Source organism: Achromobacter sp. KK8 (assembly GCF_054188005.1).
Genome location: NZ_CM135178.1, coordinates 1,213,932 through 1,227,354 on the forward strand (window position 1 = coordinate 1,213,932; position 13,423 = coordinate 1,227,354).

Here is a 13,423-nt window from a genome sequence, read left to right on the forward strand (position 1 = left end):
TGCCATGCTCACGGTGCAGGAACTCGTCGACGACAACGCCGACAAAATCCCCTTCAACTGGATTTCCGGCCAGGGGGCCGCGGACCGCGCGATTCCCGATGACGGCATGGCGGCCGCCGACCTGGTGGGCCACCTGAACCTGATCCACCCGTCGCGTATCCAGGTGTTCGGCCAGGAGGAACTGGCGTACTACACGCGCTTCGACCTGCGCCGCCGCATGCACCACATGGACGAGCTGCTGATCGGCGGCGTGCCGGCCATCCTGCTGGCCGACGGCCTGACGCCGCCGCAGGACCTGGTGGACCAGTGCGACCAGCACCAGGTGCCGCTGCTGTCCACTCCCGTGGCGGCCGCGCAGCTGATCGACCTGCTGCGCATCTACCTGGGCAAGAAGCTCGCGCCCACCACCACCGTGCATGGCGTGTTCCTGGACGTGCTGGGCCTGGGCGTGCTCATCACCGGCGAATCCGGCCTGGGCAAGAGCGAACTGGCGCTGGAGCTGATTTCGCGCGGCCACGGCCTGGTGGCCGACGACGCGGTCGAATTCTCGCGCACCGCGCCCAACATGATCGAAGGCCACTGCCCGCAGCTGCTGCAGAACCTGCTGGAAGTGCGCGGCCTGGGCCTGCTGGATATCCGCACCATCTTCGGCGAGACCTCGGTGCGACGCAAGATGCGCCTGAAGCTGATCGTGCACCTGGTGCGCGCCACCGCGCAGGACAAGTTCGAACGCCTGCCGCTGCAGGACATCACCCAGGACATGCTGGGCCTGCCCGTGCGCAAGGTCATGCTGCAGGTTGCCGCCGGCCGCAACCTGGCGGTGCTGGTCGAAGCCGCCGTGCGCAACACCATCCTGAAGCTGCGCGGCATCGACACCCTGGGCGAATTCATGGAACGCCAGGCCATGGCGATCCTGCAAAGCAGCAAATAACGCGCGTCGCCCCGCGGCACCGTGAGCCTGTACGAGAAACTCGCCAACGAGATCGCCAAGTCGATCCGCGACGGCGTGCTGCGCGTGGGCGACAAGCTGCCCTCGGTGCGCGATGCCTGTTCCAGCCGCGGCGTCAGTCCGTCGACGGTATTCCAGGCCTATTACCTGCTGGAAGCGCGCGGCCTGGTCCGCGCCCGCCCCCGTTCCGGCTACTACGTCAATGCGCGCGACGACAGTCTGCCGCCCGAACCGGACACGTCCTGTCCCGACGGCGAATCGACCGAGCTGGCGATCAGCGAGCGCATCTTCGACATCCTCGATTCCGTGCGCAACCGCGACGTCACGCCGCTGGGCTCGGCCTTTCCGTCGCCGCTGCTGTTCCCGCTGCCGCGGCTGGCCCAGGCCATGTCGGCCCATCTCAAGCGCCAGGACCCGCTGGACACGATAGAAGACCTGTCGCCCGGCAACCCCGGCCTGCGCCGGCAGATCGCGCTGCGCTATCTGATCGCCGGCATCAACGTGCCGGCCAACGACATCGTGGTCACCAATGGCGCGCTGGAAGCGCTCAACCTGTGCCTGCAGGCCGTGGCCGAACCCGGCGACACGGTCATCGTCGAAGCGCCGACCTTCTACGGCGCCCTGCAGGCGCTGGAGCGCCACGGCTTGAAGGCGCTGGAAGTGCCCACGCATCCGCGCACCGGCGTGGACCTGGAGGCCATGGAAACGGCGATCAAGCGCCACCGGCCCAAGGCCTGCTGGCTGATGACGCAGTTCCAGAATCCGCTGGGCAGCCTGATGCCCGAGGAAAAGAAGCGGCAGCTGGTCGAGCTGCTGGCGCGCCACGAAATCGCGCTGATCGAGGACGACGTCTACGGCGAGCTGTACTTCGGCGCGGCCCGGCCGGTGCCTGCCAAGGCCTTCGACAAGCACGGGCTGGTGCTGCACTGTTCGTCGTTCTCCAAGTGCCTGGCGCCGGGCTACCGCATCGGCTGGGCCAGCGCCGGCCGTTATACGCAGCGCGTGCAGCGCCTGAAACTGTCGTCCACCCTGTCGGCGTCCGGTCCGGCCCAGGGCGCGCTCGCCGAATACCTGGAGCAAGGCGGCTACGACCGCCACCTGCGCCGGCTGCGCGAAACGCTGCAGGCCCAGCAGGACCTGATGGCCAATGCGATCGCGCGCGAGTTTCCCGCCGGGACCCGCGTGACGCGTCCGCAGGGCGGTTTCTTCCTGTGGCTGGAAATGCCCGCGGCGGTGGACGCGCTGGCGCTGCACCGGCAGGCGCTGGCGCGCGGCATCAGCGTGGCGCCGGGACCGATCTTCTCGGCCAGCGGGCAGTTCGGCAACGCCCTGCGGCTGAACTACGGCCATCCATGGGACGACGGCAAGGCCGACGCCATCCGCGTCCTGGGCGAGATGGCGCGCGCGGCCTGCAGCCAGGCGACGCGGCCCTCCTGATCAGTTGCGGGTCGAGGCGGCGCGGGCGCGCTTGACCTCCAGCGGCGTCACGCCCCCCGCCTGGTTGCCCCAGCTGTTGCGGATGTAGGACACCAGCATGGCGACATCATTGTCATTGAGCAGTTGGCCGAACGGCGGCATGCCGTGGGGCCGCGGATTGGCCGCGGTGGCCGGCGCGAAGCCGCCATCCAGCACCATGCGTATGGCATTGAGCGGAGACGGCGCCGTCACGGTCGGGTTGCCGGCCAGCGCGGGCCAGGCGCCCGCGCTGCCCTCGCCCGCCGGCTGGTGGCACTGCGCGCATTGCTGGCGGTAGATCTTGCCGCCAAGCTCCATCGCCGCGGGCGCGACCGCGGCGCTCGCGACCGCTGCCGGCGCCGGAGTCGACGGCAACGATTTGAGATACACGCCCATCGCCAGTGCGTCGGCATCGCTCAGGTGCTGCGTGCTGCCCAGCACCACCTCGGCCATCGGGCCGCTGGCGCTGGAGTGGGCCGCGATGCCGGTGCGCAGCAGCGCCGCGATGTCTTCGGCCGACCAGCGCCCCAGGCCCGTCTGCGGATCGTTGGTCAAGGGCGGCGCATACCAGTCCAGCATGGGAATGATGCCGCCAGCCAGGCTGTCGGCCGCGCGCGTCGCGCCCAGGCTGTTGCGCGGCGCATGGCAGGCGGCGCAGTGGCCCAGGCCCTCGACCAGGTAACGTCCGCGGTTCCACTGGGTCGACTGGCCCGGATCGGCCTCCTGCACGCCAGGGCGGAAATACAGGGCGCGCCACGCCGCCAGCAGGATGCGCCGGTCGTACGGGAAATCGAGTTCCGGCGCGCGGCTCGGCCGTTCGACCGGCGTGACCGTACGCAGATAGGCGAACAGGGCGTCCGAGTCGGCACGCGTGACGCGGGTGTATTCGGTGTACGGGAAGGCCGGATACAACAGCGTGCCGTCGCGCGACTTGCCGTTGTGCAGCGCTTGCCAGAAATCATCCGCGCTCCAGGCGCCGATGCCGGTCTTCTCGTCGGGCGTGATGTTGGGGCCGTAGATCGTGCCGAATGGCGTCGGAATGGCGGTGCCTCCGGCATACGCCTGGCCCCCGCGCGCGGTATGGCAGGCCATGCAATTGCCGGCCAGGGCGAGGTAGCGGCCGCGCTCGATGCGCTGCTGCGGATCGGCCGGCGCCTCGGTCGGGCCGGTGCTGGCATCGTCGCGCGTGCCTTGCCAATAGAGAATGCCGACCGCCAACACGGCCAGCGCCAACAGGATGCCGAGGAGTCGCTTCATCAGTTTCATGGCGTGCCCCCTCAACGCTGCGCCTGGCTGCCGCACTCGGCTGGCAGGCGCAGGGAACCGGCCGGTTCGGGCGCATAGTCGTCAGCCACCGGCTGCGACGACAGCCAGGCCGCCAGGGCGCCGATGTCCGCGGGCGTGAGTTTGTGGGCAACGTCGGCCATGCAATCGGGCGCGGCGGCGCGGCGCAGGCCGTTCTTCCAGCTGCCGATCTGCGAGCTGATGTAGTCGCGCGGCAAGCCCAGCAATCCGGGAACGGCCGGCAACAGGCCGCCCAACGAGGCGCCGTGACAGGACGCACAGGCCGGCAGGCCGCGGGCGGCATCGCCGCCGAGCGCCAGCCTGCGGCCGGCTTCCAGCGTGGCGGCGGACACCTCGGCGCGCACCGGCGGCGGATACGGCACGTGCTGCGCTGCGAAGTAGCCGGCCATTTCGTGCAGATAGGCATCCGGCAGGCCCGCCAGCAGGTGCGCCATGGGCCGGTACTGGCGCCGGTCGTCGCGGAAATTGAGCAGTTGGTGGTAGAGGTATTCCTGCGGCTTGCCGGCCAGGCGCGGGTAATAACCGTCGGCGCCGGCGCGGCCCTGCTCGCCGTGACAGGCCGTACAGGCCGCCACCCGGGCCGCCATGGTGCCGGGCTGCAATACCTGGGGCGTGTCCTGGGCCAGCACGGGGGCTGCGGAAAAGGCCACAACGGCGGCGGCCAGAAGCCGGGATTTTGCCCAAAACCGTGGCAGTGAAACACTACGAAAGGAAATGAAGGCTAACATCTAGGGCCAGTTAACACTAAGTCGAACCAACCCCGGAAGCGCATGGCGGCGGGGCGCGTAGATGAATCTCGGTCGTGTGCCGGTGCCCAAGCTTACGCCAGGGGCGGTAAAACGGTACAGGCGCAGATCCGCAGTTTACGGCCATATCAGATGCCAACCCGCCGGCATCCTCCCGGAAAAGCGTGCCACAATCATGTCCATGTTGAAAGTCGTCCTCGTCACCGGCATCTCAGGCTCAGGCAAGTCCGTCGCCCTGCGCATGCTCGAGGACGCCAGCTACACCTGCGTCGACAACCTGCCGGTGCGGTTCCTGACTGAATTCATCGCCAATGCCCGTGACGACGGCCTGGAACGCGTGGCGGTCGCCATCGACGTGCGTTCGCCGGGCGAACTGGCCGAACTGCCGGACGTGGTCACCGCGCTGCGCGCCATGGGAACCAGCCTGCGCGTGGTGTTCCTGGATGCCAGCACCGACACCCTGGTGCAACGCTACTCCGAATCGCGCCGCCGCCATCCGCTGACCGACCGGCTGCAACGCGGCGGCACCGCCCCGTCGCTGACCGACTGCATCGCGCTCGAACGTGAACTGCTGGCGCCGCTGCGCGAGCAGGAACACGTCATCGACACCTCGGAACTCACCCCGGGCCAGCTGCGCGCGTGGATCCGCGACCTGATCCAGGCCGACCGCGCGCCGCTGGTGCTGACCTTCGAATCGTTCGCCTACAAGCGCGGCGTGCCGCGCGATGCCGACCTGGTGTTCGACGTGCGCTGCCTGCCGAACCCCTATTACGACCGCAACCTGCGTCCGCTGACCGGCCGCGACGAGCCCGTCGCCACCTGGCTGGCCGGTTATGAACAGGTGGGCCAGATGATCGACGACATCACCGGCTTCCTGAACCGCTGGCTGCCGCAATACACGCAAGACACCCGCAACTACCTGACGGTCGCCATCGGTTGCACCGGCGGCCAGCATCGTTCGGTCTACGTGGTCGAAGAGCTGGCCAAGCGCTTTGCCGACCACGACCCGCTGCTGGTGCGCCATCGCACCCAACTGCCCGACGAATCCGCATGATCCTGTCCCGCCCGCTCCATATCCTGATGATGCTGTTGCTGGCCATTGCCGTGGCCGGCTGCTCTTCCACCGGGGGACGCAAGAAAGGCGGCGGGTACTACAAGGACGATGGCCCGGACGCCAATCCGCCGTCCAACCTGGACCAGGTTCCGGACGCGGTGCCGCGCATCGAGCCCTACGCCAGCGGCGCCAACCGGCCGTATGTGGTGTTCGGCCAGCGCTACGTGCCGGATACCAGCGGCCAGCCCTACAAGCGCCAGGGCATCGCCTCGTGGTACGGCAAGAAGTTCCACGGCAACTCCACTTCCATCGGCGAACCGTACGACATGTACGCCATGACGGCGGCCCACACCACGCTGCCGATCCCGAGCTACGCGCGCGTCACCAGCCTGGTCAACGGCAAGACCATCGTCGTGCGAGTCAATGACCGCGGGCCATTCCACAGCGACCGCATCATGGACCTGTCGTACGTGGCGGCCTACAAGCTGGGCATCATCGGGCCGGGCAGCGGCCAGGTGGTGGTCGAGAGCATCGGACAGGACGAGATCCGCCGCCTGGCCTCGCAAGGCACGCCGGCGCCGATGCCCGCCTCGGCGACCGGCTCCACGCCGGTGGCCACACCCGTTGCCGCCGCGCCGGTGGCGCTGGAACCCCAGCCGCTGGCGCAGCAGCCCGCGCCCGCGCCGGGCAGCGCGCCGGTGCGCCCGATGGGCGCGGCCGGCAGCGTCTACCTGCAGGTGGGCGCGTTCAGCCAGCCGGCCAACGCGCAATCACTGGTCAGCCGCATCAATACGCAGCTGGGCGCCGAGGGCGCGCCAGCGGCCGCGGTGGAGCAGGCCAACAACCTTTACCGCGTCAAGATCGGGCCCTATCCGGATCGCCAGAGCGCCTTGAACGCGGTACAGCTGGTGTCCGACCGCCTCGGCATCACCCCCAGCATCGCCGCGCAATAACGCCTACCTTGCCGGCGGCCAGTCGAACGTCGGCAACTCGAACGGCAGTTGCGCCTGCCCGTCGCAAACCCGCCGCGCGCGCGGATTGCGGCTCAGGTACTGGCTGCCTTCGTGCTTGAGCAGCGCCTGCTTGCGCGGCAGGCCGCCGCCAAACCCGGTCAGTGAGGTGTCCGCGCCGATCACGCGATGGCAGGGGATGATGATACTGACCGGATTGCGCCCGACCGCGCCGCCGATCGCCTGGGCCCCCTTGGGACGCCCCACGACGCGCGCCAGTTCGCCATAACTGGCAAGCTGGCCGAAATCCAGCGTGCACAGGGCGCGCCAGACCTCGTGCTGGAACGGCGTGCCGACCGGATCGAGCGCCACGTCGAAATCGCGGCGCTCGCCGGCATACCACTGGTCCAGTTCGCGCCGCGCCTGTTCCAGGATGGGATCCGATTCGTCGAGCACCCAGCCGTCGGCCGGGGGCAGCGACATCTGGTCGGTGAACCAGGCGCCGCGCAGGCCCCTGGCGCTGGCCACCAGCCGCATTTCACCCAAAGGCGTGGGCATGTCCCGATAGACCACGCGTTCGGCCGCTTCGCCGGGACGCTTGCGTGCCTGTGCGATGTAGATCATGGCTTACGAATTCTTGCGGGCCAGGGCCCGGTTGTACAGGACGTCGCGCGACAGGCCGGTGACCTTGGCCGCAACCTTCGAGGCATCGCGCAGCGACAGGGTTTCCAGCAGCGCGTCCAGCAACGCGTCGGCGCGCGGGTCGGCGTCTTCGTCGACCTCGCCACCCGCCTGGGCATGCGCGATCAGCACGAATTCCCCCTGCTCGCGATGCGGGTCGGCTGCCAGCCAGGCGGCGGCCTCGGACAGCGGGAACGTGGCGATCTCCTCGAAACGCTTGGTCAGTTCACGGGCCACCGTCACCAGGCGGGCGGGGCCACAGACCTCCAGCAGATCCGCCAGGGTCGCCGCGAGCCGATGCGGCGATTCGAACATCACCACCGGCGCGGGCAACGCGCACCAGGTGCGCAGCCAGCGCTGGCGGGCCGCGGCCTTGGATGGCGCAAAGCCGGCGAACGCGTATGCGGGATTTTCGTCGGTGGTGACGCCGCTGCCCATCAAGGCGGCGATCACCGCGCTGGGGCCGGGCACCGGCACCACGGCGAAACCGGCTTCACGCACCGCGCGCACCACGCGCGCCCCGGGGTCGCTGACCGCCGGCGCACCGGCGTCCGACACCAGCGCCACGCGCTGGCCCTGGGCCAGGCGTTCGCAGATGGCCTGCGCCGCCGCCGCTTCATTGTGTCGGTGAGCCGCCATCAGGGGCGTGCCGACGCCCCAGGCATCCAGCAGGGTGCGGCTGGCGCGGGTGTCTTCGGCCGCGATCACGTCGGCGCGCTGCAGCGCGTGCCAGGCCCGCAACCCCAGGTCGCCCAGATTGCCGATCGGCGTGGCCACCACATACAGCGTCGAGGCCGGCCAATGCTGCCCGGCCACGCGTTCAGCCACGCGGGCCCAGGCATCGCCGGCCACCGGGGGTGAGACATTTTGGTTCATTGCAGCCTACTTACACGGAAAACCATGCCAGTGTAGCCGCCATCGCCCCCCCGTTTCGGAACTGGCATGACGGTTGACACATTCGCTTTCGAGCTCGCCCTGGCGGCACGCCGCCGCGCCGAAAAACGCCGCCGCCGCGGGGCGCGACGCGCCGGCCCCGCGGACCGCCCGCCTCCCCGGCGCTCGCCCCGCCAACGCACCGGCGACGCCCATGAAGACGCCGCGCTGCGCCTGCTGCAGGCCGCCGGCCTGGTGCTGCTGGCGCGCAACCTGCACTGCCGCGCCGGCGAGATCGACCTGGCCATGCGTGAAGGCGACATCCTGGTGCTGGTCGAAGTGCGTTCACGCCAGGCAGACGCCTATGGCGGCGCGGCCGCCAGCATCGGCCGTGACAAACAGGCGCGGCTGGCGCGCGCGGCGGCCCACTGGCTGCCCGAGCTGGCCCGACGCCATTGGCGCGGCAGGCCGCCCGCGGTCCGCTTCGACGCCGTGCTCTTCGACGGCGGCCAGGTCCGGTGGCTACGCGCGGCGTTCGAGCTGCCTTGATCGGGCGCCGCCCGTGAGATAATCGCGGCCATGGATATGACCTCTCGAATGACGTCGCACTTTCGCGACGCCATGGCCACGTACGAACAAAGCATGAACGTGCTGGCCGAGCCGCTGGCAATCGCGGTGGACGTGCTGTTTGGCGCCCTGGCCAACAACGGCAAGATTCTGGCCTGCGGCAACGGCGGCTCGGCCGCCGACGCGCAACATTTCATCGCCGAACTGGTCGGCCGCTTCGAACGCGAACGCCTGCCCCTGGCCGGCATCGCCCTGAACACCGACACCTCGATCCTGACCGCCGTCGGCAATGACTACGGTTTCGACGAAGTGTTCGAACGCCAGGTCAACGCCTTTGGCCAGGCCGGCGACGTGCTGGTGGCCATTTCCACCAGCGGCAATTCGCCCAATGTGGTGCGCGCCATGGAGGCGGCCGCCAGCCGCGAAATGCACGTCCTGGCCCTGACCGGCAAGGGCGGCGGCGTCATGGGGGAACTCATCACGCCAATGGACGTCCATCTATGTGTTCCCAGCGATCGCACCATGCGCATCCAGGAAGTCCATATACTGCTGTTGCATGCGCTTTGCGACGGCATTGACGCTCTTCTGCTTGGAGACACCGAATGATTTCAGACGCCAGAACCGCCGCCCGCCCCCTGCTGCTCGCCGCGGCCCTGTCCGGCGCCGCGCTGTCGCTGTCGGCCTGCGCGCCCCTGATCGTGGGCGGCGCGGCCGCCACCACCGCCGTCGTCGTCACCGACCGGCGCACCTCGGGGATCCAGCTCGAAGACCAGAACATGGCCTTCAAGGCCCAGAAGCAGATCTCCGACAAGCTCGGCGACGCGGCGCGCGTCAACGCCATGGCGTACGGCGGCCACCTGCTGCTGACCGGAGACGTGCCCACCGAGGAAGCCAAGTCGCAGGCCACTGCCATCGCCCAGGGCGTCGAGAACGTCAAGCAGGTGGTCAACCAACTCACCGTCGGTCCGATCGCGTCGTTCGGCGTGCGCTCGAACGACACCTGGCTGACGTCCAAGGCCAAGACCGCGCTGATCAACACCAAGTACGTGCCCTCCGGCACCATCGCCGTCACCACCGACCACAGCGTCGTCTACCTCATGGGCAAGGTGACGCAGGCCGAGGGCGACTACGCCGCCAACGCGGTGGCCGACCTCGGCGGCGTGGCAAAAGTGGTAAAACTGTTCGAGACCATCAGCCGCGAGGAAGCGATCCGCCTGTCCAGCAGCGGCAGCAAGTCGACCACCACGGAAACCAAGGCCCCCATCGAAAGCGGCGCGGGCGCTGCCGACAGCGGCAGCAGCGCGCCCAGCAGCGGTGGCAGTGCCGTAGAGGCGATGCCCATCAAATGAAAAAAGCCATCGTAGCCCTGGCCGTCCTGGTGGCGGTCGGCGTCGGCGCCTGGTTCACCCTGCGCCCCACGCAAACCGCGCCCGACGTGACCTTCACCACGCTGGAGGGCAAGACCTTCTCCATGCAGGACCTGCGCGGCAAGGTGGTCCTGGTGAAGTTCTGGGCCACCAGCTGTGTCACCTGTGTCAAGCAGATGCCGGAAACCATCTCGGCCTACAACGAGTACGCGGGCAAGGGCTACGAGGCCATCGCGGTCGCCATGGACTACGACCCGCCCAACTACGTGCTGAACTTCAGCGAAAGCCGCAAGCTGCCGTTCCCGGTGGCGCTGGACACCAAGGGCAACATCGCCCGCGCCTTTGGCGACATCCGCCTGACGCCCACGGCCTTCCTGATCGACAAACAGGGACGCATTATCAAGCGCTACCTGGGCGAGTACGACGTGGCCGAATTCCATGCCACCGTCGAGAAGGCACTGGCCGCGGGCTGAACCCCGGTCCGCTTGGCCGCCGCCATGAACCGCCCGCCTGCCGGGCGGTTTTCATTTGGCCGCGGGCGGCCCGCCGGCCTCGGCCACACCCCGGGCCGATCCCCGCCGCCCCCCTGGCCCCACGTCCGAAGCCAGCGCCTGGCCCAAAAAGAAACCGCCCGCATGATGCGGGCGGTTTCGGCAGGGGAAGCGTCGCGATCAGAACGCCGGCACCACGGCGCCCTTGTATTTCTCGACGATGAACTTCTTCACCTCGGGCGAATGCAGCGCATTGACCAGCTTCTTGATTCCCGGCGCGTCCTTGTTGTCCGAGCGGGTCACCAGGATGTTGGCGTACGGCGAATCCGAGCCCTCGATGAACAGCGCGTCCTTGGTCGGCACCAGCCCGGCTTCGAGCGCGTAGTTGGTGTTGATCAGGGCCAGGTCGACGTCGTCCAGCGAGCGCGGCAGCATGGCGGCCTCGAGTTCGCGGAACTTCAGCTTCTTGGGGTTATCGGTCACGTCCGCGGCGGTCGCCAGGATGTTGGAGGGATCCTTCAGCTTGATGACGCCCTGCTTCTGCAGCAGCACCAGCGCGCGCCCGCCATTGGACGGATCGTTCGGGATGGCGACGGTGGCGCCGTCCTTCAGTTCGGCCAGGCTCTTGATCTTCTTGGAGTAACCGCCGAACGGCTCCACGTGCACCAGGGCGACCGGCACCAGCGTGGCCTTGCGGTCCTTGTTGAAGGTATCCAGGTACGGCTTGTGCTGGAAGAAGTTGGCATCGAGCTGCTTGTCGGCCAGTTGCAGGTTGGGCTGCACGTAGTCGTTGAACACCTTGATGTCGAGTTCCACGCCTTCCTTGGCCAACTGCGGCTTGACCACTTCCAGGATCTCGGCATGCGGCACCTGGGTGGCGCCCACCACGATCTTTTCGGCATGGGCGGCGGTGGCTGCCACCAGCAGGGCCGACGCCACCAGGGCGGAACGGACGAAATTCAAACGCATGAGTTGCCTCTTTTATAGGTAGAAATTTGGGGGCATATGCCCGGCCGGTGTGGAGATTCCCCCTTGTGAGGGGTGCTCCGTTGCGAAAACGCCCCCAATTTACCCGAATGCCGGTTATTTGTCGGGCATAACAACATGGGTTTAAAGCATAAGCAACCTGCGGGTACTACAATCCGTCGTATGCTTGCGCTACCGCGTTGCCAACGCGTTCCTGTGCAGGCATTTTTTTACTGCCGGACCCCACGCCCCCACGGGGGGCAATGCCTGTCCGCCATCGCTGGCGCGGGCTTTCAACCTCTAACTTTCATACCCTACTTATTGCCGACTTAGCTGCCATGACCGACACCCCCGACCCTGCTGCCGTCTCGTCTCCCGCTGTCAAAGCCGCGGTGCTCTCCGAAGCGCTGCCTTATATCCGACGATTCCACGGCAAAACCATCGTGGTCAAGTACGGCGGCAACGCCATGACGGAAGAGCGCCTGCAGCGCAGCTTCGCGCATGACGTGGTGTTGCTCAAGCTGGTGGGTCTGAATCCGGTGGTGGTGCATGGCGGCGGCCCGCAGATCGACGACGCGCTGCGCCGCATCGGCAAGCAGGGCACCTTCATCCAGGGCATGCGCGTCACCGATGCCGAGACCATGGAAGTGGTCGAATGGGTGCTGGGCGGCCAGGTCCAGCAGGACATCGTCATGATGATCAACGAGGTCGGCGGCAAGGCCGTGGGCCTGACCGGCAAGGACGGTGGACTGATCCAGGCCCAGAAGAAGCTGATGGCCAACAAGGAAAACCCGGCCGAACCGATCGACATCGGTTTCGTCGGCGACATCACCCTGGTCGAGCCGGCGGTGGTCAAGGCCCTGCAGGACGACCAGTTCATTCCGGTCATCTCGCCCATCGGCTACGGTGAAGACGGCACCGCCTACAACATCAACGCCGACGTCGTCGCCGGCAAGATGGCCGAAGTGCTGGGCGCCGAAAAGCTGCTGATGCTGACCAACACCCCGGGCGTGCTGGACAAGGGCGGCAAGCTGCTGCGCAGCCTGTCGGCCCAGACCATCGACGAACTGTTCGCCGACGGCACCATCTCGGGCGGCATGCTGCCCAAGATCTCGTCGGCGCTGGATGCCGCCAAGAATGGCGTCAATTCGGTGCACATCGTCGACGGCCGCGTGCCGCATTGCCTGTTGCTGGAAATCCTGACCGACCAAGGCGTTGGCACGATGATCAGCTCGCACTGATGCGAGCGCTGCGCACCCTGCTGCGGCCGGCGGTGCGCCAGCGCCGCTCGCGCCGCACGACCACGGACGCCCCCGGGCGCCTGTGGTTGTTCGACCTGGACAACACGCTGCACGATACGTCGCATGCGATCTTCCCTCGAATCGACCATGGCATGACCATGGCGGTGGCCGAGGCGCTGGAGGTCGACGTCGACACCGCCAATGCCGTGCGCAAGCAGTACTGGCAGCGCTATGGCGCCACGATGATCGGCATGGTCCGGCACCATGGCGTGGACCCGCATGTCTTCCTGCATCGCAGCCATGATTTCGACGTCAATCCGCTCGTGCGCGCCGAAAAGGCGCTGGCGTACAAGCTGAAGCAACTGCCCGGGCGCAAGGTACTGCTGACCAACGCGCCGCTGCATTACGCGCGCGCGGTGCTGCGGCGGCTGGGCATCCTGCGCCAGTTCGACAGCCTGTGGGCCATCGAGCACATGCGCCTGCATGGCGAATTCCGCCCCAAGCCATCGCCGGCGCTGCTGCGCTACGTGCTGGCGCGCGAAGGCGTGCCGGCGCGCCAGGCGGTGCTGGTGGAAGACACCCTTGCCAATCTGCGCGGCGCGCGCCGCGCCGGGCTGCGCACGGTGCATGTGTTCCATCCCGGCACCCCGTTCGCGCGCGGCCGCGCACAACGGCCGGCCTACGTCGACTTGCGGGTAAACTCCGTCAGTGATTTGCTGCTGCGCCGGCGCCCCTTGCGGGGTTGATCGCCGACGCGCCCTCCCTCCTCCACCGTCAG

The 13,423-nt window shown here is 68.0% G+C and carries 15 protein-coding genes; 10 read left to right on the plus strand and 5 right to left on the minus strand.

Features of this window, described 5'->3' with window-relative positions; all coding sequences use genetic code 11:
• The first annotated feature begins 4 nt into the window (after window positions 1–4).
• Window positions 5–931: an HPr(Ser) kinase/phosphatase gene (gene hprK / locus ACVN9Z_RS05595; RefSeq protein ID WP_006216298.1), complete on the plus strand. Its 927-nt coding sequence runs from the start codon at window positions 5–7 to the stop codon at window positions 929–931.
• A 21-nt stretch (window positions 932–952) separates the two neighbouring features.
• Window positions 953–2,386 carry an aminotransferase-like domain-containing protein gene (locus ACVN9Z_RS05600; RefSeq protein WP_020925981.1) on the plus strand — a complete coding sequence of 478 codons (1,434 nt, stop codon included), beginning with the start codon at window positions 953–955 and terminating at the stop codon, window positions 2,384–2,386.
• Here ACVN9Z_RS05600 and ACVN9Z_RS05605 read toward each other — a convergent pair whose 3' ends face one another.
• Complete coding sequence (locus ACVN9Z_RS05605; protein ID WP_458213218.1) at window positions 2,387–3,670, minus strand: c-type cytochrome; 1,284 nt, start codon at window positions 3,668–3,670, stop codon at window positions 2,387–2,389.
• 11 nt (window positions 3,671–3,681) lie between these two features.
• Complete coding sequence (locus tag ACVN9Z_RS05610; protein ID WP_006389878.1) at window positions 3,682–4,437, minus strand: c-type cytochrome; 756 nt, start codon at window positions 4,435–4,437, stop codon at window positions 3,682–3,684.
• 199 nt (window positions 4,438–4,636) lie between these two features.
• On the opposite strand from ACVN9Z_RS05610, the gene rapZ reads away from it, so the two are divergent.
• Complete coding sequence (rapZ, locus tag ACVN9Z_RS05615) at window positions 4,637–5,509, plus strand: RNase adapter RapZ (RefSeq protein ID WP_006389877.1); 873 nt, start codon at window positions 4,637–4,639, stop codon at window positions 5,507–5,509.
• Window positions 5,506–6,462, plus strand: coding sequence for a septal ring lytic transglycosylase RlpA family protein (locus ACVN9Z_RS05620; protein ID WP_024070668.1), 957 nt, complete (start codon window positions 5,506–5,508; stop codon window positions 6,460–6,462). Before rapZ ends, ACVN9Z_RS05620 begins: the two co-directional genes overlap by 4 nt.
• A 3-nt stretch (window positions 6,463–6,465) precedes the next feature.
• Here ACVN9Z_RS05620 and ACVN9Z_RS05625 read toward each other — a convergent pair whose 3' ends face one another.
• Complete coding sequence (locus ACVN9Z_RS05625; RefSeq protein ID WP_006389871.1) at window positions 6,466–7,083, minus strand: methylated-DNA--[protein]-cysteine S-methyltransferase; 618 nt, start codon at window positions 7,081–7,083, stop codon at window positions 6,466–6,468.
• Window positions 7,084–7,086: 3 nt separating this feature from the next.
• Window positions 7,087–8,016, minus strand: coding sequence for a 16S rRNA (cytidine(1402)-2'-O)-methyltransferase (gene rsmI / locus ACVN9Z_RS05630; RefSeq protein WP_006389870.1), 930 nt, complete (start codon window positions 8,014–8,016; stop codon window positions 7,087–7,089).
• Between the two features lie 66 nt (window positions 8,017–8,082).
• Here rsmI and ACVN9Z_RS05635 point away from each other — a divergent pair, with 66 nt between their 5' ends.
• From ACVN9Z_RS05635 to ACVN9Z_RS05650, 4 genes are read left to right on the plus strand one after another with little or no spacing between them, the layout of a single operon-like run.
• On the plus strand, window positions 8,083–8,562 hold the full coding sequence (locus tag ACVN9Z_RS05635; RefSeq protein ID WP_054485436.1) for a YraN family protein: 480 nt from the start codon (window positions 8,083–8,085) through the stop codon (window positions 8,560–8,562).
• 30 nt (window positions 8,563–8,592) lie between these two features.
• Window positions 8,593–9,186 (plus strand): phosphoheptose isomerase, encoded by a 594-nt coding sequence (locus ACVN9Z_RS05640; protein WP_006389868.1) that lies wholly within the window; start codon window positions 8,593–8,595, stop codon window positions 9,184–9,186.
• On the plus strand, window positions 9,183–9,929 hold the full coding sequence (locus tag ACVN9Z_RS05645) for a BON domain-containing protein (protein WP_006389867.1): 747 nt from the start codon (window positions 9,183–9,185) through the stop codon (window positions 9,927–9,929). The genes ACVN9Z_RS05640 and ACVN9Z_RS05645 overlap by 4 nt, the downstream gene beginning before the upstream one ends.
• Window positions 9,926–10,420 (plus strand): peroxiredoxin family protein, encoded by a 495-nt coding sequence (locus ACVN9Z_RS05650; RefSeq protein WP_006389866.1) that lies wholly within the window; start codon window positions 9,926–9,928, stop codon window positions 10,418–10,420. The genes ACVN9Z_RS05645 and ACVN9Z_RS05650 overlap by 4 nt, the downstream gene beginning before the upstream one ends.
• Before the next feature lie 198 nt (window positions 10,421–10,618).
• On the opposite strand, the gene ACVN9Z_RS05655 is transcribed toward ACVN9Z_RS05650, so the two are convergent.
• Entirely contained in the window at window positions 10,619–11,407 is a 789-nt protein-coding gene (locus ACVN9Z_RS05655; RefSeq protein ID WP_006389865.1) for a MetQ/NlpA family ABC transporter substrate-binding protein, read from the minus strand.
• 335 nt (window positions 11,408–11,742) lie between these two features.
• Here ACVN9Z_RS05655 and argB point away from each other — a divergent pair, with 335 nt between their 5' ends.
• Window positions 11,743–12,645 carry an acetylglutamate kinase gene (argB, locus tag ACVN9Z_RS05660; RefSeq protein ID WP_026382124.1) on the plus strand — a complete coding sequence of 301 codons (903 nt, stop codon included), beginning with the start codon at window positions 11,743–11,745 and terminating at the stop codon, window positions 12,643–12,645.
• Window positions 12,645–13,391 (plus strand): pyrimidine 5'-nucleotidase, encoded by a 747-nt coding sequence (locus ACVN9Z_RS05665; RefSeq protein WP_006389863.1) that lies wholly within the window; start codon window positions 12,645–12,647, stop codon window positions 13,389–13,391. Before argB ends, ACVN9Z_RS05665 begins: the two co-directional genes overlap by 1 nt.
• The last annotated feature ends 32 nt before the right edge of the window (window positions 13,392–13,423 follow it).

Excerpts from the sequence above, each read along its gene's own strand:
- hprK (WP_006216298.1), top strand. The coding sequence starts at position 5 with ATGCTCACGGTGCAGGAACTCGTCGACGACAACGCCGACAAAATCCCC.
- ACVN9Z_RS05605 (WP_458213218.1), bottom strand. The coding sequence starts at position 3,670 with ATGAAACTGATGAAGCGACTCCTCGGCATCCTGTTGGCGCTGGCCGTG.
- ACVN9Z_RS05610 (WP_006389878.1), bottom strand. The coding sequence starts at position 4,437 with ATGTTAGCCTTCATTTCCTTTCGTAGTGTTTCACTGCCACGGTTTTGG.
- rapZ (WP_006389877.1), top strand. The coding sequence starts at position 4,637 with ATGTTGAAAGTCGTCCTCGTCACCGGCATCTCAGGCTCAGGCAAGTCC.
- ACVN9Z_RS05620 (WP_024070668.1), top strand. The coding sequence starts at position 5,506 with ATGATCCTGTCCCGCCCGCTCCATATCCTGATGATGCTGTTGCTGGCC.
- ACVN9Z_RS05625 (WP_006389871.1), bottom strand. The coding sequence starts at position 7,083 with ATGATCTACATCGCACAGGCACGCAAGCGTCCCGGCGAAGCGGCCGAA.
- rsmI (WP_006389870.1), bottom strand. The coding sequence starts at position 8,016 with ATGAACCAAAATGTCTCACCCCCGGTGGCCGGCGATGCCTGGGCCCGC.
- ACVN9Z_RS05635 (WP_054485436.1), top strand. The coding sequence starts at position 8,083 with ATGACGGTTGACACATTCGCTTTCGAGCTCGCCCTGGCGGCACGCCGC.
- ACVN9Z_RS05640 (WP_006389868.1), top strand. The coding sequence starts at position 8,593 with ATGGATATGACCTCTCGAATGACGTCGCACTTTCGCGACGCCATGGCC.
- ACVN9Z_RS05645 (WP_006389867.1), top strand. The coding sequence starts at position 9,183 with ATGATTTCAGACGCCAGAACCGCCGCCCGCCCCCTGCTGCTCGCCGCG.
- ACVN9Z_RS05650 (WP_006389866.1), top strand. The coding sequence starts at position 9,926 with ATGAAAAAAGCCATCGTAGCCCTGGCCGTCCTGGTGGCGGTCGGCGTC.
- ACVN9Z_RS05655 (WP_006389865.1), bottom strand. The coding sequence starts at position 11,407 with ATGCGTTTGAATTTCGTCCGTTCCGCCCTGGTGGCGTCGGCCCTGCTG.
- argB (WP_026382124.1), top strand. The coding sequence starts at position 11,743 with ATGACCGACACCCCCGACCCTGCTGCCGTCTCGTCTCCCGCTGTCAAA.
- ACVN9Z_RS05665 (WP_006389863.1), top strand. The coding sequence starts at position 12,645 with ATGCGAGCGCTGCGCACCCTGCTGCGGCCGGCGGTGCGCCAGCGCCGC.